The sequence below is a fragment of the Gymnodinialimonas mytili genome (genome assembly GCF_037544085.1).
GTDB lineage: Bacteria > Pseudomonadota > Alphaproteobacteria > Rhodobacterales > Rhodobacteraceae > Gymnodinialimonas > Gymnodinialimonas mytili.
In genome coordinates, this window is record NZ_JBBIFW010000004.1 from 255,873 (window position 1) to 278,924 (window position 23,052).

Here is a 23,052-nt window from a genome sequence, read left to right on the forward strand (position 1 = left end):
TCGGCGCTGGCGCGGAGGCGCGTTTGTGCCGGAACCGGCAGCGCATGTCACCAGAGATGTGCTAGAGGACGGCACCTGCTGTGCTGTTCCGTGGCCGGGTTCTGTCGTTGATTTCTTTGGACCGTCTCTCGGCAGATCGGCTGGCGGGCGAACAGACGCCATAACTGCGTCCGCGCCTTTCCAAGCCGCGTCGTCTCGCCTACGCTTCCCCGATGACCATTTTCACCATTGCCGCCGCGCAATCCGCGCTGACCGATCATTTTGCGCCCTGGGTGCTGGACCTGAACCTGAGTGTCGGCAGCATCGACGACACCCATGTGCTGACCCGCCTGCCCCTGACGCCGCGGCTCGCGCGCACCGGCGGCATTGCCAGCGGTCAGGCCCTGGTAGCGATGGCCGATACCAGCATGATCCTCGCCCTCGCGGGCTATGTGGGGGATTTTGTGCCCGCGGGGACGGTGACGCTGGATACGCAATTCCTGCGGCCCGGCACCGGCGCCGCGATCCTCTGCCGCGCGACGATCCTGCGCGCGGGCAAAACGCTGGCCTTCGCGCGAGCCGACCTGACCGCGGAAGAGGGCGGAAAAGCGGTCGCCACGGCCACCGCCACGCTCGCCCTGCCCTAATCCTGCTGGGTCTCCAGAAAATCGACCAGATCCACCACCTGCTGGCTGGTTAGGACGGTCTGGCCGCCTGGGCTGGTCATCACCTCGTTGAAATCCCCGAAGATGCGGCCAAAGATCGGCATGTCACCGCCATGGGCGGCCAACGGATCGCGCCCGTCGATCAGACCGGCGACGCCGACTCGCGGGAAAAAGCCGCTTTCGGCCTCGATCCGGCGCAGATTCGGCGGCGGGATGACCAGCACCTCGGCCATGGGCCCGTCGCCCAACAGGCCGGTGCCATGACACACGGCGCAATGATCGGCATAGAGCGCGGCGCCGCTGGCGATGTTTTGGGCCATGGCCGGGGACGCAGCGAGCAAAAGCAGGACGAGCACGGATCTGAGAGAGGTCATGGATATCTCCTTTCGCTTGATCTTGCGATGGGGCGCGGAGTGGGCGCGTTGATCCTGATCAAACTGGCTGACGGTGCCCGATATTGCGGTTCTCTCCCCGCGCCGAATCCGCCAAGATGCCGATATGCGGACCTTTCTCCTGATCGCCTTGGCCCTGTGCGTTGCGGCCTGCGGGCGCCCCCTGACCCCGAACGAAGCCGCTTATATGGCCGAGCTGCAAGGCGACACGTTTGATCCGGCGCGGGTGCGGATCGTTGAAAATCCGCTGGTGGGCCTGATCACCCAGACCTATCCGACGCGCCCGCCGACCACTTGCCGCGAGCGGATCTTTCCGCCGCCCGAGGGCCCGACCTTTTCCGCGCAGACCGGTGGGATCGTGTTTTTCAACACATTGCATCTGCGCGAGGATCTGGTGATCCCCGACTATACCCAGTTTCCCGACGGCACCCGCGGCCTGGTCGCCGCGATGTTCTTCGCCCATGAGATGACGCATGTCTGGCAATGGCAGAACCGGGACGTGACGAATTATCACCCGTTCCGCGCGTTCTGGGAACACGCCAGCATCGAAGACCCCTATCTTTTCGACACCGACGCGCCGCGTGATTTCCTGTCCTACGGGTACGAGCAGCAGGCCAGCCTGGTGGAGGAATATGTGTGTTGCCGCGCCATCGACCCAAGCGGCGCCCGCACTGCCCGCCTGGAGGCGCTGATCGGCCAGGCGATGCCCGTCACGCCGCTGCGCGAGCGTGCCGATGATACGCCGATTTTGCTGCCCTGGGCCGACGCGCCTTTGGGTGGGATCTGTTCCTGAACCAAAGGCCACACCCATGCCGACCCAAGCCGCCATCATGTTCCTTGCCGGGATCGGCATACCGCTTCTGGCCGCGCTGAACGCGCGGTTGGGCGCCAATATCGGGTCGCCCGCAGCGGCCGCGACGGTGCTGTTCGTGGTGGCCTTTGCGACGGCGGCGGTCACGATGGTGGTTACGGGCGCAGATGCGCTGCGCGCGGTGGCCAGCCAGCCGAAACACCTGTTTCTCGCCGGGGTCCTGATCGCCTTCTACGTGCTGTCGATCACCTTCATCGCGCCCACATTCGGGGTTGGCAATGCGGTCTTCTTCGTGCTGCTCGGCCAATTGGTCAGCGCCGCGGCCATTGACCATTTCGGCCTGTTCGGTGCCCAGGTCACGCCGGTGTCGGGGATCCGATTGATAGGGATCGCCGTGATGGCAGCGGGTGTGGCGCTGACGCAATTGGCTGGGCGTTAACCGGCCCTTTCCGCCAGTTCCAGCCACTCAATCTCCGCCTCATCCAACTTGTCCTGACGTTCGGCCAGGGCCTCGGTCGCCTTTTGTGCCTTCACGGGTGTTGCGGTGTAAATGTCTGGATCCGACAAAAGATCAGACAGTTTGGCGATCTCAGCCTCCAGGCGCGAAATGATCTCAGGCAGTTCGTCCAACCGGTGTTTCTCCGTGAAGGATAAACCCGATTTCTGCGCCTTTTCAGATGGTTCCGGCGCGACCTTCACGGGTTTTGCTTTTGCTTTTGCCGCCTCCGAGCGCTGCACGCCGCGCTGCGCCACCATATCTGACCAGCCCCCCGCATAGACCACCGCGCGTCCGCCCCCTTCGAGCCCGATCGTCGTGGTCGCCACCCGGTCCAAGAAATCGCGATCGTGGCTGACCAAAAGAACCGTGCCGGGATAATCCCCCAGAAGATCTTGCAGAAGATCGAGGGTCTCCACATCCAGATCATTGGTGGGTTCGTCCAGGACCAGCAGGTTGCTTTCCCGCGCCATGATCCGCGCCAGCAGCAGCCGCGCCTTTTCACCGCCCGACAGCGAGCGGACCGGCGCGCGCGCCTGCGCCTCGTCGAACAGGAAGTCTTTCAGATAGCCCACCACATGGCGGGGCGCACCGCGGACCAACACCTGATCGGAGCGTCCGTTCACCCCGATGCTGGGGTCATTCGCCAGGCTCTCCCATAGCGTCGCATTCGGGTCGAGCGCCGAGCGGGTCTGATCAAACACCGCCATCTCGATGCCGGTGCCCCGCTGCACCTCCCCCTGATCGGGCGTGACCTCGCCGATCAGCATCTTCAGAAGCGTCGTCTTTCCCGCCCCGTTTGGCCCCACAAAGGCCACGCGATCTCCACGCAACACCCTTAGGTCAAAGGGTTTCAAGATCACCGCGTCGCCATAGCTCTTCGAAATGCCACGCGCCTCGATGACGCGTTTGCCCGATTGCGGCCCGGCCTCCAGCGCCATGGCCGCCGTGCCCTGGCGACGGATCATCGCAGCACGTTCGGCGCGTAAATCACCCAAGGCGCGGACCCGGCCCATATTGCGCTTGCGCCGTGCGCTGATACCTTCCACGGCCCAGCGTGCCTCGGCCTTGATCTTTCGGTCGAGCTTGTGGCGGTTCAGATCCTCTTCTTCCCAGATCTTGTCGCGCCAGTCCTCGAAGCGGTCAAAGGGGCGGTCCATCCGGCGGACCACACCGCGATCCAGCCACAACGTGCCGCGCGACAAGGCCTTTAGAAAGGCGCGGTCGTGGGAGATCAGGATGAAACCCGCCTTGGTGGCCGATAGCTCACCTTCAAGCCATTCGATGGCCTCGATATCCAGGTGGTTGGTGGGCTCGTCCAGCAGCATCAGATCGGGCGCTTCCGCCAACAGGTGCGCCAGGGCAGCCCGACGGCGCTCCCCCCCAGAGGCCGCGCTGGTCTCGGCCTCCAGACGCAGCTTCAGCCCCTCCGCCGCCGCTTCCACCCGCCAGATGTCCGACGGGCCGAGCGTGGCCGTGGCAAAATCGCCCAATGTCGCAAAACCACTGAAATCCGGGTCCTGCTCCAGATACCCGGTCGAGACACCCTCCGGCAAAACCCGTGCGCCGCCATCGGGCTCCACCAGGCCCGCCATCACCTTCATCAAGGTCGATTTGCCAGAGCCATTGCGCCCCACCAGAGCAAGACGATCCCCACCCTGAACCACCAGATCCAGATCCGAAAATACCGGATCACCGCCGAAGGTCAGCGCGATCTCATTCAATTGAAGCAAAGGGGGTCTGGCCATGGGGGCGAGCTACGCCAGCCACCCGCAATTTTCAAGCATCCGCGATGGCTTTTCCGCGGCAGCACGGGCAGTCGATGGCCCCGCAGGGGCTTGAGACCGCCCGTCCCCCCGGGCGACGCGCCAAAGGTGCGGCGCAATCTGTAGGGGCTACTCTGTCGCCTCGCCTTCTTCGGCCTCGGTCTCGGGCTCCGGCGCAACAGGGTCATCCTCGCGCACCCGCAGGGCCACCATCCTGTCGGGCTCGCCTGTCACAGCACCATTGCGACCCCGTCCCCGGCGGATCGCATCCACAATCTCCATCCCCTCGACCACCTGCCCCACGGCGGTATATTGGCCGTCGAGATGCGGCGCGGGGGCGAACATGATGAAGAACTGGCTATTGGCCGAGTTCGGGCTCTGGCCGCGCGCCATACCCAGAACACCGCGCTCGAACGGGATATCAGAGAATTCGGCGCGCAGATCCGGATAGCTTGACGCGCCACGGCCCGCATAGCGCATATCCTGGCCCAGCCGTCCATATTCGACATCCCCGGTCTGCGCCATGAACCCGTCGATCACACGGTGAAACACGACATTGTCGTAGGCGCCCTCCGCGACCAGGGTCGTGATCCGTTCCACATGCCCGGGCGCCGCCTCTTCGAACAGATCGATGATGATCGTCCCTTCGGCCTCACCAGCCAAGTCGATCTCGATCCCCGTCGCATGGGCGGGCAGGCCGAAGCCTGCCGCCAGAGCCAGCGCCACAGCAGCCAGCTTACGCATCGGCGGCCACCTTGACCGAGATCATCACGTCCGGGTCGGCAGGCGGCTCACCCCGTGTGATGGCATCCACATGCTCCATGCCCGAGATCACACGGCCATAGACGGTGTATTGCCCGTTCAGGAAATCGTTGTCCTTGAAGTTGATAAAGAACTGGCTGTTGGCCGAGTTTGGGTTCGACGACCGCGCCGCGCCAAGCGTGCCTCGGCTATGGGGCAGTTTCGAAAACTCCGCCGGAAGATCCGGCTTGTCCGATCCGCCAGTACCCGCGCGGCCGATGCTACCGCCGGCCACACCGTGCTGCACATCGCCGGTCTGCGCCATGAACCCATCGATCACGCGATGAAAAACGACTTTGTCATAGGCGCCATCGCGCGCCAGCTCTTTCATCCGGGCGCAATGTTCAGGCGCCACATCGGGCAGCAACTCGATGGCGACGGTGCCTCCCTTCAGCTCCATCAGGATGGTGTTTTCGGGGTCTTTGATCTCGGCCACAATGGCTCTCCTTCAGATTTGTTCTTTGGATGTCTACGTCAGGGCGCGACCTAGCGCGCCGCGTATCTTTCGACCAGCGCGTCGTTCACGCGCGGCGTCACGAAGGACGACACATCGCCGCCCAGCCGTGCAATCTCCTTCACCAGTTTCGAAGCGATGTCGCGGTGATTGGCCTCGGCCATCAGAAACACCGTGGTGATATCGGGATCCAACTTGCGGTTCATGCCGACCATCTGGAATTCATATTCGAAATCGGCCACGGCCCTCAGACCGCGGATGATGATCTGCGCTCCGACGTCTCGCGCACAATCGATCAGCAGGTTTTCAAACGGATGCGCGACGATCTCGGTACCGAACGCCTCGGTCATCTTCACGCATTCGGCCTCAACCATGTCAACCCGTTCTTCCAGCGAGAAAAGCGGGCCCTTGTCGCGATTGATCGCAACACCGATGACCAATTTATCGACCAATCCGCAAGCGTGTTTGATCACGTCCACATGACCCAAAGTGATTGGGTCGAAGGTTCCAGGATAAAGCCCTGTCCGCATGCCGTCCACTCCTCCTGCCCGCCGATTGCCTCGGCGCAAGACTGCGCCGGGCGACGCAAACACGAATGGGCGACCGGTTGCAACCGGATCGCAGACTTTCGGGCGGTTTCAGCGCCGGAGCCGGACTTTAGAAGCCCTTGATCATGCTCTCCAGCGCCTCTTTTTCCATATTCAGCAGGGAAAGCTGCGCTTTGACCACATCGCCGATGGAGATCAGGCCAACCATCTCACCGCCTTCCACCACCGGCATGTGACGGAACCGACCTGCGGTCATCTTGGCCAGAACGCTGTCCACGGTTTCATCGCGCGTGGCTGAGACGATTTTGGAGGTCATCAGCGTATCGACCGGATCGGCCAGACAGCCCGGACCCGAAGCACCGATGGCACGCACGATATCACGTTCGGACAAAATGCCTTTGGCGTCTTTGCCATCCGATGAGATCACCACCGCCCCGATCCGGCGCGACGACAGGGTCTTTGCGGCCTCACCAACCGAGCTTGCCGGGCTCAGCGTGACGACACCATCATCGGATTTGTCTTTTAGGATTTGTTGCACAAGCATGGGCGCCTCCTCGCGTCAGGTTGGTCCCTATGGGATCAGCGTCCTCCCATCGGGCCTATCCTGTCAAGGATTTCAGGCTCTAGGCCGCCGCAAGCGCCTCTAGCCGCGCAATCTCGGCCCGCATCCCTTGACTGAGCAAAGCCGACACGCGTTCCAGTCGGGCATCGCGCGGCCCGGCATGGGATGTCAGCCAGAAGGTCCGCGTGAGGGCGATCTTTTCGGGCAGAACGCGTTGCAATACCGGTGCGGCGGGCAGCGCGAAATCATGCACAATCGCCAAACCTCCGCCCGCCCGCGCCATCTGCAGCTGCACCGAGACCGAGGTCGAGGCCAGTGGTACGCGCGAAATGCCGAAGGGGCTGAGATAATCCAGCTCGGCATCGAAGATCATATCGGGGATATAGCCGATCATGCGGGCGTGGCGCAGATCCTCCAGGCTCTGCGGGGTGCCATGTTCCGCCAGCCAATCGCGGGAGGCCGCGAGGCTCAGACGGTAATCGCCGAGCTTTTCGGCGCGTAGCCGCGCAGCATCGGGGCGCGAGACGGTAATGGCGATATCCGCCTCGCGGCGCGACAGGTTCACCACCCGCGGCAGGGCCAGGATTTGCAGATCAAGGCCAGGATGCAGGCGCGCGATCTGCGCACAGACCTGCGGCAACAGAAACGTGGCACAGCCGTCCGGTGCACCGATCCGCACCGCACCGCTGAGCTGGGTGCCTTCCGCCGATAGGCCCGCCAGCCCGCGCATCACCCGCGCCTCGGCGGCCTCCGCATCCCCCAACAGGCGTTGGCCCGCCTCGGTCGGCCGATAGCCCTGCGGCGATTTGAGGAAGAGCGCCACACCCGTCGCCCGTTCCAGCCGCGTGATCCGGCGCGCCACAGTGGCGGGATCCATCCGCAAGACGCCGCCTGCCCCAGTCAGGCTTTCGGCCCGTGCCGTGGCCAGAAACACGCGTAAATCATCCCAGTTCACCGGCACACCCTTGCATTTTTGCAAAATGATCTGGCGAACCTGCCGCTTTCCCTGGCGAGAATGCAAGACTATTCTGTCTCCAACAGCTTTGGGATGGAGAGATAGATGGAACAGATCGGTCATTGGATTAACGGTGAACATGTCGCGGGCACGTCGGGTCGCACGGCAGATGTCTGGAACCCGGCCACCGGCGAGGTGCAGGCCCAGGTTGCGCTGGCCTCCAAGGCCGAGCTGGATGCCGCCGTGGCCGCAGCCGCAGCCGCACAACCTGCCTGGGCCGCCATGAACCCGCAGCGCCGCGCCCGTGTGATGATGGCCTTTGTCGGCCTGTTGCAGCGCGATATGGACAAGCTGGCCGAAGCACTGAGCCGCGAGCACGGCAAGACGATCCCCGATGCCAAAGGCGATGTGCAGCGTGGCCTGGAGGTCGTCGAGTTCTGCATCGGTGCGCCGCATCACCTGAAGGGCGAGTTCACGGATGCCGCGGGACCGGGCATTGATATGTATTCCATGCGCCAGCCCGTGGGCGTGGCCGCGGGCATCACGCCGTTCAACTTTCCCGCCATGATCCCGATGTGGAAAATGGCCCCCGCCCTGGTGTGCGGCAATGCGTTTATCCTTAAACCGTCGGAACGGGATCCATCCGTGCCGATGATGCTGGCCGAATTGCTGCAAGAGGCGGGTCTGCCCGATGGCGTGCTGCAGGTCGTCAATGGCGATAAGGACAGTGTGGACGCGATCTTGGACAACGAGGCGATCGCCGCCGTGGGCTTTGTTGGATCAACGCCGATCGCCGAATACATCTACAGCCGTGGCTGCGCGAACGGAAAACGCGTACAATGCTTCGGAGGCGCCAAGAACCACATGATCATTATGCCCGATGCCGATCTGGACCAAGCCGCCGATGCGTTGGTTGGTGCGGGATATGGCGCGGCGGGCGAACGCTGCATGGCGATTTCGGTTGCGGTGCCCGTGGGCGAGGAAACCGCCGACCGTCTGATCGAAAAGCTGGTCCCAAAGATCGAAGCGTTGAAAGTCGGCCCCTACACGGCGGGCGACGATGTGGATTACGGGCCCGTTGTAACACCGATGGCAAAAGACAACATTCTGCGCCTGGTGCAATCGGGGGTGGATCAGGGCGCGGATCTGGTCGTCGATGGCCGTGACTTTCGGCTGCAGGGCTATGAGGACGGGTTTTTCGTGGGGGCGCATCTGTTCGACCGGGTGACGCCGGATATGGACATCTACAAGACCGAGATCTTCGGCCCGGTCCTAAGCACCGTGCGGGCGGGCAGTTATGAAGAGGCCCTGAAGCTCGCGATGGACAACGAATACGGCAACGGCACGGCGATCTTCACCCGGGATGGCGACGCGGCAAGGGATTTTGCCAGCCGTGTAAATGTGGGCATGGTGGGGATCAACGTGCCGATCCCGGTGCCGCTGGCCTACCACACCTTTGGCGGCTGGAAGAAATCGGCCTTTGGCGATCTGAACCAGCATGGGCCCGACGCGTTCCGCTTCTACACCAAAACGAAAATCGTGACCTCGCGCTGGCCCTCTGGCATCAAGGAAGGCGGAGAATTCACGATCCCCGTCATGGAATAACGCAATGCACGACCCCCATCCTCAACGCGTCTACGTGGCTTTTGAGGGTGGGGGCGCAAAGGGCATTGGCCATGTCGGGGCGCTGGCCGCCTTGCAGGACAGCGATGTCGGCAAATCCGGTGCGCTGGATCTGGCGGGCTATGCGGGCACCTCGGCGGGCGCGATCGTAGCGGCCCTGGCTGCGTCGGGCTGGGCGGCAAGCGATCTGGTTGATCCGGCACAAAAGCACAGCGTCCTCAATATTCTGCAAAAGAAAGGCGTCGCAATCCCGGGCCTGCAGGCGCCGGATCTGCTGGGTCGCAAGGGCTGGCTGGCGATCCGGGTCTTTGTCTTGGCGATGCGTTGGTTGGGTATGGTCAGTTCGGCGGCGATCATGGTGCCGATCACCGGCGCCCTGTTCTTCGTCGCCCTCTTCTCGGCACTCGGATGGTCTATGCTGTCGGTCCTGGCGCCGTTAATCCTGCTCGCTGTCTTGATGGCGCTTCCCGTGCTCTATCTGGGGTGGACGTTGCGGCTCAAAGGGTTGGCGCGGCTCGACAAGATGGAGGCGCTGTTGAACGCCGCCTTCGATGTGGGGTTGAACGGCGCGGCGACCGGCGCAACGATCACCTTTGGTGACATGCCGAAGCCGCTGCGCATCGTGGCGACCGATCTCGATAGCGGACAATTGCGGCTATTCCCCTCGCGCCCGGAAGATCTGAACCTGCCGGTGGCCAAGGCGGTCACGGCCTCGGCCTGCGTGCCGGGGATCTTCGCCCCGGTCGAGATCGGTGGCATCCGCTATGTCGATGGCGGGCTGGTGTCGAACCTGCCCGCCTGGGTCTTCGACACCGAATTGCGGATGGAGGATTATTCCAGCGTCTTCGCGGTGGGCATCGGGCCCGACGCCTACGCAATCAGCCAAAATCAAACCACGCCGCCGCCTGCACCCACGACACAGGGCGCATTTGACGATCTGGTGCAACTGGTCCGCACGGCGATTTTCGGTGCGGGGGCGCTAAACACGCGGGGGATCCCGCAATTGCACAGCGCCAATATCGATGTCGGTGCGCGCTGGGTGGAACAGCGGCCCACGAAAAACGGGATGCTGGATTTCGATATGTCCTGGGAGGATATCCGCCGCCATATCGTCATCGGGCGCGAGGTGAGCCAGAGCGGCCTGGTGGATGCCGCCGTCAGCCATCAACAAGCACTAACCGGTGCGGCGGAATATGCGCGAGTCGCGGTGCAGCAATTCCTGGACAGCTATGCCAAACGCTATGGCGGACGGCCTGATGGCTATCCCGGCGGCGTGCGGGTTGCCCTGCTGGATACGTTCGGCACGCCATCATCGGGGCTACGGGTGCGCTATACGGCCGGGTATGTGCGCGACGAACCGGTGGAGCGGCCCAATGGCGATCCCGATGACCGGATGTCACTGCCCGTCAGCCGCAGCGTGTCGGGTGTGGCCTATCGCAGGCGGGGCGTCTATGTGGCGCCGGGGCAAGATTTGCCCGTCCAGGCCAATCTGTCGGGCCACGAATACTCGGTCCTGCGATTTCGGACCGAGACGGTCAAAAAAGGCTTCATCGCCGCGGCCTATCTGGATTTGTCGCAGATCACCGAATTGGTGGGCCATAACGAATTGGTCATGCAGATCGACGGGCCGGAACCGCTGGATTGGATCGAAGATGTCTTGGACGCGCTGAAAACCAAAGGCGAATTGGCCCCGGATATCGGATATGAGGCGTTTTTGAACCAGATTTTCATTGGGTTTCGAGACGATACCGTGGTAAAACTTCAACAGACTATTCAAGGGGATCTGCCGCGGGATTTGCAATCTGAGCCCGCAGACCCCATTTAATTGTCTAGGATGAGTATGATGACCCAGAACCTGAAACCCGCGCCGAGCCTGTCGGATGACGACATTACCACAAACCCTTACGGGTCTGTGATGGATCCCCAGATGGCGCAATGGTTCAAGGCCAATGTCGCTGACCCGGCCTGGCGCGCCCATGGTGACAAATTGCAAACCGCGATGGAGCCATTGCGGCTTTACAACGCCAAGCGCAGGGCCAAACAGGCCGCGCGCTGACTAGTTCGACATGCGAAAAATGATGGGGCCTGCGGGCCCTTTTTTGTTGTGTTTTCAAAAGCCTTCACTCCGACCTTCATGTAAAAAAAGTCCCCCGGATAAAATCCGGGGGTCAGTCCAACAGGGAGGGAGAAATCAAGGTTGGGATCAGCCCGGGCGGGACTGTGTGAGGGAGAGGTTCCGGCCCGGGCCAATTGGGTAACCTTGCGTTAAGGTGTAGCCGATGCGGTCTGACCCGGATATGGAGGAAAACCCCACCTCCGGCTCCGGATCCCTGAAACTTGGTCGATCCCAGACGATCACCAGAGGGCTTGCCAGCGCCCCCCTCTCCGGCCCAGGCTGAGCAAAAAGGGGGGATGCCATGGCCAATCCGTTCTGCGATGCCCATTTCACGCTGGGGCTGGAAGAAGAATACCTTCTCGTCGATCGCGACAGTTTCGATCTGGCAGAGGCGCCGTCGGATCTGATGTCGGCCTGCATGGCCAAGCTGTCGGACCAGGTCAGCCCGGAATTCCTGCAATGTCAGATCGAGGTCGGCACCGGGATCTGCCCCCGCATTTCCGACGCGCGCGAGGATCTGCGCCGCCTGCGTGCCACCGTCTCGGATTGCGCCGCCGAATTCGGCCTGACGCCGATTGCCGTCAGCTGCCATCCCTTCGCCGATTGGAAGGATCAACCCCATACCGATCGCGACCGCTACAACCAATTGGCGCGCGATATGGGCGGCGTGGTGGATCGGATGCTGATCTGTGGCGCCCATGTTCATGTGGGCCTGCCAAATGACGATTTGCGCACCGATCTGATGTCGCAGATGGCCTATTTCCTTCCCCATCTCCTGGCGTTGTCGGCCTCCTCTCCCTATTGGCAGGGGCGCGATACGGAGCTGGCGAGCTATCGACTGACCGTGTTCGACAATATGCCCCGCACGGGGTTGCCGCCGCTTTTCGGATCCTATTCGGAATTCCGCCGTTCGGTCGATGTATTGATCAATCTGGACATCATCGAGGACACGTCGAAAATCTGGTGGGATCTGCGCCCCTCCCACGCCTTTCCGACCTTGGAAACCCGGATCTGCGATGTCTCGCCCCGATTGGAGCATGCTTTGGCCTTGGCCGCGCTGATCCAGTGCCTTACGCGGATGCTCTGTCGGCTACGACGGCTCAACCAACGCTGGCGGGTCTATGACCGGTTCCTGATCAATGAAAATCGCTGGCGCGCCCAACGTTATGGTGTCAGCGAGGGCTTGATCGATTTCGGTGCGGGTCAGATCGCGCCCCTACCCCAATTGATCGACGAATTGATCGATCTCACCGCCGAAGACGCCGAGGCGCTGGACTGCGCGGCCGATATGGCGCGGCTGCGCGAGATGGCGCAGGAGACCAGCGCTGACCGTCAGCGCGCGGTCTATCGCGGTGTGCGGGAGGCCGGCGGCGATCACGGCGCGGCCATGCGTTCGGTGGTTCAACACCTGATCGAAGACTTTCACGCCGACCTCTAGCGGCTGAAACGCAAACGTGCGCCCGAATGGGGCGCACGTTCGGTGACATATTTGGTTGCTGAGATCAGGCCGCTGCGGTTTGACGGCGGCGCAAGGCAGCCAGACCACCCACACCCGCCAGCAGCAGAAGCGCCGATGCCGGAAGCGGAACAGGCGCCAGATCCACGCTCAGACCCTGCAACTTCCAAGCCGAATGATTTCCGGTCGTGCCCACGAGGAAAAACTGGCCAATCGCGTCGCTGTCGACACCGACAGTCGCGACGGAGCTGCCCCAACCGTTGCCCGATGGCAGCCAGCCCGAATCTTCGAAGGTGAAATCTGCAAACGTACCGCTCAACACGCGCCAATTGTCCGACCGGTTCGCATAGGCAAAGGTCAGTGATGTCAGGTCGACCGCTTCGCTGAACGATAGCGCCAGATATTCATCATAATACCCGTCCACCCGGTGATTGTCGCCGTGGTAGGAGCTCAGACCAACGCCATTGCTCCAGGCGGTCGGGTTGCCGGTCCAACCGGTCCCATTGATGCCGCCGCTGAACGCTTGGCCGGTGATCGTCAGGGTGACGCCACCACTCATCGCAATAACGCGGGTAGAATTGTCGGAGATGACGTCGCCGCCAGGATTTCTCAGGTCAAAATCGACGGTCGTTGCTGTCGCGGCACCGGCTGCACCAAGGGCAACGATCGCTGCGGCGACGAGGGATATAAGTTTCATAATCAATCTTCCACTCAGTATGAACGCGAACAAGGTGTCGGCGCGACAGACGAAATAGATGCCTGTGCGAAGCCACATTTACGTCACAAAGTGGTTTTTCGGCAATGGCAAATCTTAAAGATTGGTTAAAACTGACCGAAAAAGACAGGTCCGCACCGGGAACTGTTTTCCAAACACAAGACAATCCTTTGAAACGGCGAAAACTGCTCTGTCTGAGGTGACAATCGCCTGGCACATTCAGCGCTCAATTAAGGGCACTCGGATTCGGTCGCGCGGCATCTGGACTTGCATCGGCCCGGAAAACCGCATTAATTAAACAAGCGTTCAATTCTTGGTGGCGGGAGGGCCCATGGATTTTGCACTGAGCGACGAAGCACAGGCTGTCTTCGAGATGGCACAGGCCTTCGGGGCGGCAGAAATTGCACCCCATGCCCAGCAATGGGAACGCGACGGCGCCATCCCCAAGGATCTTTGGCCTCGCTTGGCCGAATTGGGCCTGGCGAGCTTGTATGTGTCGGAGGACAATGGCGGATCGGGCCTGACCCGTCTGGAAGCGACCCTGGTTTTTGAGGCACTGTCCGAGGCCTGCGCCTCGGTCGCGGCCTTTCTGTCCATCCACAACATGTGCGCCAAAATGCTGGAAAGCTACGGGTCTGAAGTGCTGAAAGCACGGCTCCTGCCCAAGGCGGTGCGGATGGAAACCGTTCTGTCCTATTGCTTGACCGAACCGGGCAGCGGCTCGGACGCAGCAGCGTTGAAAACGCGCGCAGAGCGTACCAATGACGGCTACCGCCTGACCGGCACCAAGGCTTTCATTTCCGGGGGCGGATATTCGGATGCCTATATCGTCATGTGCCGAACCGGTGAGGACGGGCCACGCGGCGTCTCGGCCATGGTGGTTGAAGACGGCAGCCCAGGGCTGAGCTTTGGCGGGCTGGAAGACAAGATGGGCTGGCGATCCCAGCCGACGCGTCAGGTACAGTTGGACGAGTGCGCCGTCCCTGCCGAGAACCTGTTGGGCGAGGAAGGCCATGGGTTCCGCTATGCGATGGCGGGGCTCGATGGCGGGCGGCTGAACATCGCGGCCTGTTCGCTCGGCGCGGCGCAGGCTGGGCTGCGGGCCACGCTCGCCTATATGGGAGAGCGCAAGGCGTTCGGGCAATCGATCGACCAATTCCAGGCGCTGCAATTCCGGCTCGCGGATATGGAGATCGAGTTGGAGGCCGCGCGCGTCTTTCTGCGGCAGGCCGCGTGGAAGCTGGATCAAGGCACACCGGATGCACCGAAAGCCTGCGCGATGGCGAAGAAATTCGTCACCGAGATTGGCAGCCGCGTGGCGGATCAATGCCTGCAATTGCATGGCGGCTATGGGTATCTTGCCGATTACGGGATTGAGAAGATCGTGCGCGACCTCAGGGTTCATCAGATCCTGGAGGGCACGAATGAGATCATGCGGCTGATCGTGGCGCGCCAGATGCTGGCGGCGCGCGGTTAGCGCCGTGGGATGCCTCCGGCAGGGGTATTTGGAGCCAATGGAAGAGGGGCGTTCACGCAATGGCGGATGATATTCACATCCGGATCGATGGCTGTGCGGGCCGGATCACGTTGAACCGACCCAAGGCGCTTAACGCACTGAGCTATGCGATGTGTTTGGAGATTGAAGCCGCCTTGGATGCTTGGGCCGCGGACGATGCGGTGGCCCTGGTGATGATCGATGCCGAGGGGGAGCGCGCCTTTTGTGCCGGTGGCGACATTCAAGAGATGTACGAGACCGGGATGGCCGGGGATTTTGATTATGGCCGCCGGTTCTGGGCCGATGAATATCGGATGAATGCCAAAATGTTCCGCTTTCCCAAACCGGTCGTGACCTTTTTGCAGGGCTTTATCATGGGCGGCGGTGTTGGCGTCGGCTGCCACGGCTCGCACCGGATTGTCTGCGACAGCAGCCAGATCGCGATGCCGGAATGTGGGATCGGCCTGGTGCCGGATGTCGGTGGCTCGCTGCTGCTGGCGCGCGCGCCGGGGCGGTTGGGCGAATATCTGGGGGTAACGGCGGCCCGGATGGGGCCCGGCGATGCGATCTACGCGGAATTCGCCGATTACTACTTGCCTGAGGCCAGCTGGGCGGCGCTGAAGGATGAGTTGATCGCTTCGGGGGATATCTCGGCGGTAGACCGCACCGCCGTCGCGCCACCCGAAGCCGCGCTGGCCGCGGATCAGGCCGATGTCGACCACCTGTTCGGCGGTGAGACCCTGCGCGACATCTTGGTGGATCTGCAACATTCCGACAGCGCCGTGGCGCGGCGTGCCGAAAAGCTGATGGGGCGCAATGCGCCTTTGGCCATGGCTTGCGCCGTGGATCTGGTACACCGGGCGCGAATGCGTGACGATATCGGCGAGGCTTTGCGAAACGAATACCGCTTTACCGCACGCTCCATGGAGCATGGCGATTTTCTGGAAGGCATTCGCGCGGCGATCATCGACAAGGATCGCGCCCCGCGCTGGCGCCATGCGGCGCCAGGGGATGTCGCGCCGACCGATGTGGCGCGCATGTTGATGCCGCTGGGGCCGGACGAATTGAGGATCTGACAGGGAGGTCAGCAGATGCAGATTGGGTTTATCGGCCTGGGCAATATGGGGGGCCCGATGGCTGCCAATCTGGCGGCAGCGGGCCATCACGTATCGGGTTTCGACACCGCAGCCGAGGCGCCCGACGGCGTGACGAGCACCACTTCTGCCGCCGAGGCCGTGGCGGGTGCCGATGTGGTGATCACCATGTTGCCCAATGGCGCGATCCTGCGCGCAGTTGCCGATCAGATCCTCCCGGCCATGCGGGCGGGCGCAATTCTGGTCGATTGCTCGACCGTTGAGGTGGAGGCCGCTCGCCAAGTGGCGGGCCAAGCGGCGGTGGCAGGGCTTGGTTGGCTCGACGCGCCGGTTTCGGGCGGTGTGGGCGGCGCGGCGGCAGGCACGCTGACCTTTATGGTCGGCGGAGACGATGCGGCCTTTGAAACGGTGACACCTCTCTTCGACATCATGGGCCAGAAAGCCGTGCTGTGTGGACCGGCGGGCAACGGCCAAGCGGCGAAGATCTGCAACAATATGATCCTGGGTGTGACCATGATCGCCACCTGCGAGGCCTTTGCGATGGCCGACAAGCTGGGTCTGGCGCGGCAGGCGATGTTTGACGTCGTATCCACCTCGTCCGGCTACAGCTGGACGATGAATGCCTATTGTCCGGCGCCCGGGATCGGCCCGAGCAGCCCCGCCGATACTGGATATCGACCGGGTTTCGCAGCAGAATTGATGCTGAAAGATCTGGGTCTGGCGCAAGCCGCTGCACAGGGAGCGGATGCCGATACGCCGATGGGGGCCGCGGCGCTGGAGCTGTATCGGCGCTTTGTCGAGGAGGAAGACGGTTTGGGACAGGATTTCTCAGCCATGCTGCCCCGATTTGAAGGACGTGGGCGAAGCACCTGATCCGGTTCGCTTTCTTTTTCTTTCCGGACGGGCGCAAATGTGGCATTCTGTTGGGGACACTCCAAGATATGTCCGCTTTCAACGTCCTGTGTGCTGCATATTGAAGGTGCACCTCGTCAATGCCGTATCGGACGGTGGATACCAACGGTGTCAGAAAACGCCCCACGGCCCACGTGGGGCGTTTTTCTGTTGGGCGTCCGGCGTGTTTTTGCCGTGCGAAAGCGGTTAGCTGGCCAGCCCTGCCCCGGCCACTCGGATTGGTGTGACGTCGAGCTGCGGGAGCAGACGGTCGAGCATGGCATAGCTTTGCTCCATCCCCTCGGCGAGCCCTTGATGCAAGACCTGATCACGCAGCTCTTCTGCGGCGTAGGTAATCCGCGTCACCACACGGGTGGCATTGCCGATCTCATCGAACATGACGTCATTTTCGGTTGGTGTTCCCATCGGGATTCGTGTCGGGCCACGCTCAAAATGCTGTATGTCTTGTACCCGCGCCTCAGGCTCCACCGCGAGATAAGACCCGGTTAGCCCGACCTCGGCCCCCAATGCAGCATCGCGCCACCGCCAGGCAAAGGCACCGCCGGTGCGGACATCCATCCGGCAATCCACCATCGCCCAGCCATCTGGACCGTGGAGCCAAAGCTTCAGGATGTTGGGATCGGTGAAGGCCGACCAGACCAAGGCCCGCGGCGCCCGAAACAGACGGGTCACCACGACACTCTGCGCGCCATCGGCTATGGCAGTGGCTGGCTTGCTGGTCATTGCGTCGCTCTCCATGCGGGTCGAGTCCTTAGGCCGAAGGTCTATACGCATGAGGTTAACGATCTCGGAACGCCCCAACAAAAACAGAAGAAATAGCCAGAAAAGCGCATGTCTCCGCAGGTATGTAAAAAAGATTCACTTCACCTCTTGCGTCACGGCGGCGATATCCCATATTCGTTAATGTGATTAACATTAACATCCAAGACACCCAACCAAAGGAGCTTCCCATGACCACCACACCCGCAGTCACCATGCCGGCCAAAGCCGAAGGCTGGTTCACCCGAGCCGAGCATTGGCTGGACGCGCGCGGATCCGGCGCGTGGATCGCCGCGATGGTTCTGGGCTTTGTCTTCTTCTGGCCCATCGGTCTCGCCCTTCTTGCCTATATGATCTGGAGCAAACGCATGTTCAACGGTTCCTGCAAATCCCGCAAACACAGCCACCGCGCGAAATTCAAGTCTTCCGGCAACACGGCGTTCGACAGCTACAAAGCCGACACGCTGCGCCGCCTCGAGGAAGAGCAGGAGGCGTTCGAAAGCTTCCTTCAGCGCCTGCGTGAAGCCAAGGACAAGTCGGAATTCGACCAGTTCATGGATGACCGCAAAAAAACTGCCGAGACCGAAGAAGCTTCGGCATAAGATAACAGTCGGGCCCGCCGCTTTGGGGGGCCCGACGCATGTTAACCGCTTCGCGCCAATGCACGCGCAACCGAGGACAGTACCAAGATGACCGAGCCCAGCACGCCCCCCGCCCCGCGCATGTCGACCTCAGTCCAGGTCATATCGATCATTTTCTATGCCGGATTTGCCATTTCCGTCTCTATCGTCACCATGGCGCTGTTTGGGGAAATCGGCATCGCCCTTGCCGTATTCCTTGCGTGGCAATGGGGCCGGATCCCCGCCATCAGCGGACGGTTTGCGCTGGAACACGGCGTAGCGGCGCTGCGGCCGGATGTGCCAGAAGACACTGCGAAGCCTTCCGGCAATACCAGCTTCGATGCGTACCGCGAAACTCTGCTGCAGCGCCTTGAAGTGGAACAAACCCAGTTTGAAGGCTTCTTGACCCGCCTGCGCGACGCGAAGGACAAGCACGAATTCGATGCGTTCATGGATGATCGTGCACGCGAAGTGCAGGCCAAAGCCTGAACCCGAACAGGCCCGGGGTGCGCGCCCCCTTTCGCCCCGGCCTTAGCCCCTGCGCCCGGACTTCCCCATCCCGCGCGGGGGCCACTCCCTCCCCCTTTATCGGACCCAAAGAAATCCCCATGTCCTATACAATGACACGCTCTGTTTTTCCTGATCCCGACTACGACACGGCGTTTTATGATGGCGTCTTTGCCAAACGCATTTTCGCTTGGTTGATCGATGTTGTGATCGTCTGCACGATCATGGTGGGTCTCGGCATCGTCACCCTGACACTGGCCTTCTTTTTGTGGGTGCCGTTCTATTTATTGGTCGACTTTCTCTATCGCTGGCTGACGATCAATGCGCGTTCGGCCACGCTTGGGATGCGTGTCATGAATATCGAACTGCGCGGGCCCGATGGGAACCGCCTGTCGACAGGTCTGGCGGCGGCCCATACCGGCCTTTTCATGGGATTTTCCACCTTCGCAGTGCTGCAACTGATTTCCCTGGTGCTGATGGCGGTGGATCCAATGAACCGCGGCCTGACCGACCGAATCCTGGGCACGGTGATGCTAAACCGTTCCGCTTAAAGGCTTATCTGCGCCAGTAACCCTGTGCGCAGAAACCTGTTGCCCATCGGGGGCGCTTTGGGGCAGGCTTCGCGCGAAGGATCTGGACGACGATTTATGCGCCATACGCTCCCCATTGCGCCGCAATTCTATGTGACGGCTCCACAGGGCTGCCCGTATCTCGACGGGCGGCGCGAGCGTAAGCTGTTCACGGCGCTGCAGGGGGATCAGTCGGAAAAGTTGAACAATGCGCTGTCCAAACAAGGCTTTCGTCGGTCGCAAAACGTGCTTTACCGTCCGTCCTGCACCGATTGCGCGGCCTGTCTGTCGGCGCGGATCCGGGTGGCGGATTTCGAACCCACACGCAGCCAGCGCCGCATCGGCAAACGCAATGATGGGCTGATCCGGCAACCGCGTTCGGCCTGGGCCACCGAAGAGCAATATTCGCTGTTTCGCACCTACCTCGATGCCCGCCACGCCGATGGCGGCATGGCCGATATGGATGTGTTTGAATTCGCCGCGATGATCGAGGAAACGCCCGTGCGCACCCGGGTGATCGAATATCGCGACCCGAATATCGGCGATGCCCTGACGGCCGTCTGCCTGACCGATATTCTCGATGACGGGCTCAGCCTGGTCTATTCCTTCTTCGATCCTGATCGCGCAAAGGCCTCACTGGGAACCTACGTGATCCTCGACCATATCGCCCTCGCGCGCGAGGCGGGGCTGCCTTACGTCTATCTGGGCTATTGGGTGCCGGGATCCGCCAAAATGGGCTACAAAGCCGGCTTCTCGGCGCTTGAGGTCTTTGTGGGCGGCGAATGGCAGCATATGCGCGACCCTGAGGAATACTCGACCCAGACGCATCCCCTCTCCACCGACCCGATCGCGCAACAAGTGGCGCAGATCACCCTCCCCGACCTGCGCGGCGAAGATTGAGCGCGCATCATGCGCCTGTCGCTGATGACCTTGCTGATCCCCGATTATGACTCAGCCATTACCTTCTTCGTGGACGGTCTGGGCTGGCATCTGCTCAGCGACGAAGACCAAGGCCGCAAACGCTGGGTCACCGTGGCGCCCGATCCGGACGGCCCCGGCTTGGTCCTCGCGCAGCCCACGAGCACGGCGCAAACACGCGCGCTCGGCCAACAAACTGGCGAACGTGTCGGCTTTTTCCTAACCAGCGACAATTTCGCCAAGGACGCGGCACGGATTGAGGCCGCGGGTGGCCACTTCATCGAACCTCCGCGCGACGAACGCTACGGCAGCGTCGCCCAATGGCGCGACCCCTGGGGCAATCTCTGGGACCTTATCGAACCGCGCCCATAGCTGCGACACCGCCTGCCACCACGCCCCACTCTTCCAATGGCCGAAAATACCCCGGGGGTGAGGCCGCAGGCCGAGGGGGCAGCGCCCCCTGCAGGCGCTTGGCTAGTTCGGCAAGAGATCCGGCACGATCGTCACGATCCCCGGGAAGAACCACAGGATCGCCAGGCCCAGAACCTGGATCGCCACAAAGGGCAGCACCCCGCGATAGATATGCCCCGTCGTCACATTACTCGGCGCCACCCCCCTGAGATAGAACAGTGCAAATCCAAAGGGCGGTGTCAGGAATGACGTCTGCAGGTTCACCGCGATCATGATCGTGACCCATTTCGGGTCCAACTCGGCCCCGTAAATCACCGGTCCCACAATCGGGATCACGATGTAGATGATCTCCAGGAAATCCAGCACGAAGCCAAGGATGAACAAGACGATCATCACGATGATGAAGACCCTCTGCACGCTGTCGAAACTACGCAGGAAATCCTGGATATAGTGCTCGCCCCCAAAGGCGATCAGCGTCAGGTTCAGCACCTGCGAGCCGATCAGGATCGTGAACACCATCGAGGTCACCTTCGCCGTCTCTCGCACGACCGGGCCCAGAACGCTGGTCCGCAACAGCACCCAGCAGGCAAAGAGCAGCCCGAAGAACGAGAAGTGATACGCCAATTGGGTGACCAGATAGGCCACGTAGTCGGCGCCACTCACATTGCCACGTCCCATCCGAAGGTCGAAATTCACGCCGACCAGGATCATGATCACCACGGCAAAGCTGGCCCAGATGATCAGCCTCGCACCGCGGCGATCATCGCTCAGCTTGCGGTAAGCGGCCAACATGATCGCCCCCGCAGCCCCCAGCGCCGCTGCGGGTGTGGGGTTGGTGATGCCGCCAAGGATCGAGCCCAGCACCGCCACGATCAGAACCAGCGGCGGGAACACCACGCGCAACAACTCGTTCTTCGACAGCCGCAGAACAGCATGGTAGCAGCCGTAAATTGTCAGCGCGAAGGGAATGGCGAGGATGGCAAAGGTCGCGCCCGGGCCGGTCAGGGGCGCAATCAATGCAATGTCTGCCATCACCGCCAGGACGACGCCCAAACCACCGACCATCAGCGGGATGGGCGACGCGGTGGGTGAGATGCCACGCGCCAGGATAAGGACCAAGGCCAGCAAGGTGAACATGGCGGCCACGCCCGAACCGACCGGCGGTGCATTGGCGATGGCCGCGTCTCTGAGCGTGACCAGTTCTTCCAGCGTACGCTCGGTGACACCGTTATTGCCGCCCGCCTCGTTCAAAGCCTCTTGCTCGGCCACGGCGGCATCCCAGGCCGATTGGCCATGCAATTCGATCATCGCCTCCTGGCATTGCGGCGAGACATTGGTGCGCAGGGAGGCCCCTTCGGCCTGCTCGCTGTAATTCGACACCGAAATCGTCTGGCTGCCGATCAACCCGCCCGATGCGGCCAGGCTCACGCCGATGATCAAGGCGGCCGGCAGGCCCAGGAACCAGGTCAGCGCCTCGTTGCGGGTCACGGCCTCGCCCGAAGCTTCGCCCATCTGCACCGCAGGGGCCTTTGCCGGGAAGACCAGCGCATAGCCGAACGCATAGGCGCCATACAGGAAGGCCAGGAAAATCCCCGGCAACAAGGCCGCCTGGAACAGCGTGCCCACCGACAGAACCGCAGGTTCACCCAGATAGGTCAGCGCATCACGGCATCCGGCGGCCACTGCGCGCTCTTCCTGCCCCGTCGCGTAGAGATCACCGGCCAAGGTGCCGAGCAGAACGATCACGATGGAGGGCGGAATGATCTGCCCCAATGTGCCCGATGCGGCGATCACGCCGGTGGCAAGCTCCGGCGAATAATTGTTACGCAGCATCGTCGGCAGGGCCAGCAGGCCCATCGTGACAACCGTGGCGCCCACGATCCCCGTGGAGGCCGCCAAGAACGCGCCCACGATCACGATCGACACCGCCAGACCGCCGGGCAGTGGCCCGAAGACGCGGGCCATCGTGGTCAGCAGATCATTGGCGATTTTCGACCGTTCCAGCGTGATGCCCATCATCACAAACATCAGAACCGCCAGCAGGATCTCGATGCTCTGGCCCGCAATCACACGTTCATTCATCCGGTTGACGATGAAGGACAGGTTGCGGTCCAGGGCCAATTCCCAACCGCCGGGGAAAAGCGGCTCGTCTATGCGTGGCAAATCGGGGTATCGGAAGGTGGATATCGTTTCTCGGGGGATGCCATCGGCCAATAGCGCATTATACGCCTCGGACCTCACATCGACCGCCTGGTGGATCAACAGGCCCGAGCTGTCCAAAGCCGCAATGATCGCGAACGAGATAACCCCCGCGCCGCCGATGGCAAAGGCCACTGGAAAGCCTGTCATGATCCCGCCGAACAACGTCAGGAACACGATTATTAGGCCAATCTCGACCCCATCCAAACCAAAAAGCATGCTAGTTTGT

Annotated in this window: 25 protein-coding genes; 15 read left to right on the plus strand and 10 right to left on the minus strand. The window is 62.0% G+C overall.

Translation table 11 applies throughout. The features are described 5' to 3' along the window. Positions 1-212: 212 nt before the first annotated feature. Entirely contained in the window at positions 213-626 is a 414-nt protein-coding gene (locus V8J82_RS17640) for a PaaI family thioesterase (protein ID WP_339977150.1), read from the plus strand. On the opposite strand, the gene V8J82_RS17645 is transcribed toward V8J82_RS17640, so the two are convergent. Further along, the gene (locus tag V8J82_RS17645) at positions 623-1,018 is read right to left on the minus strand and encodes a c-type cytochrome (protein WP_339977152.1); all 396 of its coding nucleotides are present in this window, start codon (positions 1,016-1,018) and stop codon (positions 623-625) included. The two genes, V8J82_RS17640 and V8J82_RS17645, sit on opposite strands and share 4 nt — an antisense overlap. A 124-nt stretch (positions 1,019-1,142) precedes the next feature. On the opposite strand from V8J82_RS17645, the gene V8J82_RS17650 reads away from it, so the two are divergent. Both V8J82_RS17650 and V8J82_RS17655 read left to right on the plus strand, forming a co-directional pair. Beyond that, positions 1,143-1,829 carry a hypothetical protein gene (locus tag V8J82_RS17650; RefSeq protein WP_339977154.1) on the plus strand — a complete coding sequence of 229 codons (687 nt, stop codon included), beginning with the start codon at positions 1,143-1,145 and terminating at the stop codon, positions 1,827-1,829. Positions 1,830-1,845: 16 nt separating this feature from the next. Then, a complete protein-coding gene (locus V8J82_RS17655; RefSeq protein ID WP_339977156.1) occupies positions 1,846-2,286 on the plus strand; it encodes a DMT family transporter in 441 nt (146 codons plus the stop codon). Here the strand turns inward: V8J82_RS17655 and V8J82_RS17660 are convergent. The 6 genes from V8J82_RS17660 to V8J82_RS17685 all read right to left on the minus strand — a co-directional run bounded on the left by V8J82_RS17660 (position 2,283) and on the right by V8J82_RS17685 (position 7,429). Then, positions 2,283-4,091 carry an ABC-F family ATP-binding cassette domain-containing protein gene (locus V8J82_RS17660; protein WP_339977158.1) on the minus strand — a complete coding sequence of 603 codons (1,809 nt, stop codon included), beginning with the start codon at positions 4,089-4,091 and terminating at the stop codon, positions 2,283-2,285. The genes V8J82_RS17655 and V8J82_RS17660 overlap by 4 nt on opposite strands. 147 nt (positions 4,092-4,238) lie before the next feature. Further along, positions 4,239-4,853, minus strand: coding sequence for a peptidylprolyl isomerase (locus tag V8J82_RS17665; RefSeq protein ID WP_339977160.1), 615 nt, complete (start codon positions 4,851-4,853; stop codon positions 4,239-4,241). After that, positions 4,846-5,346: a peptidylprolyl isomerase gene (locus V8J82_RS17670; RefSeq protein ID WP_339977162.1), complete on the minus strand. Its 501-nt coding sequence runs from the start codon at positions 5,344-5,346 to the stop codon at positions 4,846-4,848. Before V8J82_RS17670 ends, V8J82_RS17665 begins: the two co-directional genes overlap by 8 nt. Positions 5,347-5,396: 50 nt before the next feature. Then, complete coding sequence (gene coaD, locus V8J82_RS17675; protein WP_339977164.1) at positions 5,397-5,894, minus strand: pantetheine-phosphate adenylyltransferase; 498 nt, start codon at positions 5,892-5,894, stop codon at positions 5,397-5,399. A gap of 127 nt (positions 5,895-6,021) precedes the next feature. Then, a complete protein-coding gene (locus V8J82_RS17680; RefSeq protein ID WP_339977166.1) occupies positions 6,022-6,456 on the minus strand; it encodes a CBS domain-containing protein in 435 nt (144 codons plus the stop codon). A gap of 79 nt (positions 6,457-6,535) precedes the next feature. Beyond that, entirely contained in the window at positions 6,536-7,429 is an 894-nt protein-coding gene (locus V8J82_RS17685; RefSeq protein WP_339977168.1) for a LysR family transcriptional regulator, read from the minus strand. A gap of 105 nt (positions 7,430-7,534) precedes the next feature. Between V8J82_RS17685 and V8J82_RS17690 the strand changes: the two genes are divergently transcribed. From V8J82_RS17690 to V8J82_RS17705, 4 genes are all read left to right on the plus strand, one after another. Continuing rightward, complete coding sequence (locus V8J82_RS17690) at positions 7,535-9,034, plus strand: CoA-acylating methylmalonate-semialdehyde dehydrogenase (RefSeq protein WP_339977170.1); 1,500 nt, start codon at positions 7,535-7,537, stop codon at positions 9,032-9,034. 4 nt (positions 9,035-9,038) lie between these two features. Further along, positions 9,039-10,877 carry a patatin-like phospholipase family protein gene (locus tag V8J82_RS17695; RefSeq protein WP_339977172.1) on the plus strand — a complete coding sequence of 613 codons (1,839 nt, stop codon included), beginning with the start codon at positions 9,039-9,041 and terminating at the stop codon, positions 10,875-10,877. 18 nt (positions 10,878-10,895) lie between these two features. After that, on the plus strand, positions 10,896-11,108 hold the full coding sequence (locus V8J82_RS17700; RefSeq protein WP_339977174.1) for a hypothetical protein: 213 nt from the start codon (positions 10,896-10,898) through the stop codon (positions 11,106-11,108). A gap of 361 nt (positions 11,109-11,469) precedes the next feature. Beyond that, entirely contained in the window at positions 11,470-12,606 is a 1,137-nt protein-coding gene (locus V8J82_RS17705; protein ID WP_339977176.1) for a carboxylate-amine ligase, read from the plus strand. A 64-nt stretch (positions 12,607-12,670) separates the two neighbouring features. Here V8J82_RS17705 and V8J82_RS17710 read toward each other — a convergent pair whose 3' ends face one another. After that, positions 12,671-13,321, minus strand: coding sequence for a VPLPA-CTERM sorting domain-containing protein (locus tag V8J82_RS17710; protein ID WP_339977178.1), 651 nt, complete (start codon positions 13,319-13,321; stop codon positions 12,671-12,673). A 349-nt stretch (positions 13,322-13,670) separates the two neighbouring features. On the opposite strand from V8J82_RS17710, the gene V8J82_RS17715 reads away from it, so the two are divergent. From V8J82_RS17715 to mmsB, 3 genes are read left to right on the plus strand one after another with little or no spacing between them, the layout of a single operon-like run. After that, a complete protein-coding gene (locus V8J82_RS17715; RefSeq protein ID WP_339977180.1) occupies positions 13,671-14,816 on the plus strand; it encodes an acyl-CoA dehydrogenase family protein in 1,146 nt (381 codons plus the stop codon). Between the two features lie 59 nt (positions 14,817-14,875). After that, entirely contained in the window at positions 14,876-15,910 is a 1,035-nt protein-coding gene (locus V8J82_RS17720; protein WP_339977182.1) for an enoyl-CoA hydratase/isomerase family protein, read from the plus strand. A 15-nt stretch (positions 15,911-15,925) separates the two neighbouring features. After that, on the plus strand, positions 15,926-16,801 hold the full coding sequence (mmsB, locus tag V8J82_RS17725; protein ID WP_339977184.1) for a 3-hydroxyisobutyrate dehydrogenase: 876 nt from the start codon (positions 15,926-15,928) through the stop codon (positions 16,799-16,801). Positions 16,802-17,026: 225 nt separating this feature from the next. Here mmsB and V8J82_RS17730 read toward each other — a convergent pair whose 3' ends face one another. Continuing rightward, the gene (locus tag V8J82_RS17730) at positions 17,027-17,563 is read right to left on the minus strand and encodes an SRPBCC domain-containing protein (protein ID WP_339977186.1); all 537 of its coding nucleotides are present in this window, start codon (positions 17,561-17,563) and stop codon (positions 17,027-17,029) included. A gap of 227 nt (positions 17,564-17,790) precedes the next feature. Between V8J82_RS17730 and V8J82_RS17735 the strand changes: the two genes are divergently transcribed. The 5 genes from V8J82_RS17735 to V8J82_RS17755 all read left to right on the plus strand — a co-directional run bounded on the left by V8J82_RS17735 (position 17,791) and on the right by V8J82_RS17755 (position 20,585). Then, on the plus strand, positions 17,791-18,201 hold the full coding sequence (locus tag V8J82_RS17735) for a DUF2852 domain-containing protein (protein WP_339977188.1): 411 nt from the start codon (positions 17,791-17,793) through the stop codon (positions 18,199-18,201). A gap of 120 nt (positions 18,202-18,321) precedes the next feature. After that, complete coding sequence (locus V8J82_RS17740) at positions 18,322-18,708, plus strand: DUF2852 domain-containing protein (RefSeq protein ID WP_339977348.1); 387 nt, start codon at positions 18,322-18,324, stop codon at positions 18,706-18,708. A 131-nt stretch (positions 18,709-18,839) separates the two neighbouring features. Then, positions 18,840-19,277, plus strand: coding sequence for an RDD family protein (locus V8J82_RS17745; RefSeq protein ID WP_339977190.1), 438 nt, complete (start codon positions 18,840-18,842; stop codon positions 19,275-19,277). Positions 19,278-19,373: 96 nt separating this feature from the next. Further along, complete coding sequence (locus V8J82_RS17750; protein WP_339977192.1) at positions 19,374-20,195, plus strand: arginyltransferase; 822 nt, start codon at positions 19,374-19,376, stop codon at positions 20,193-20,195. Between the two features lie 9 nt (positions 20,196-20,204). After that, positions 20,205-20,585, plus strand: a complete 381-nt coding sequence (locus tag V8J82_RS17755) for a VOC family protein (protein ID WP_339977194.1) — start codon at positions 20,205-20,207, stop codon at positions 20,583-20,585. A gap of 102 nt (positions 20,586-20,687) precedes the next feature. Here the strand turns inward: V8J82_RS17755 and V8J82_RS17760 are convergent, their stop codons facing one another. Next, a complete protein-coding gene (locus V8J82_RS17760) occupies positions 20,688-23,042 on the minus strand; it encodes a TRAP transporter large permease (RefSeq protein ID WP_339977196.1) in 2,355 nt (784 codons plus the stop codon). Positions 23,043-23,052: the final 10 nt, after the last annotated feature.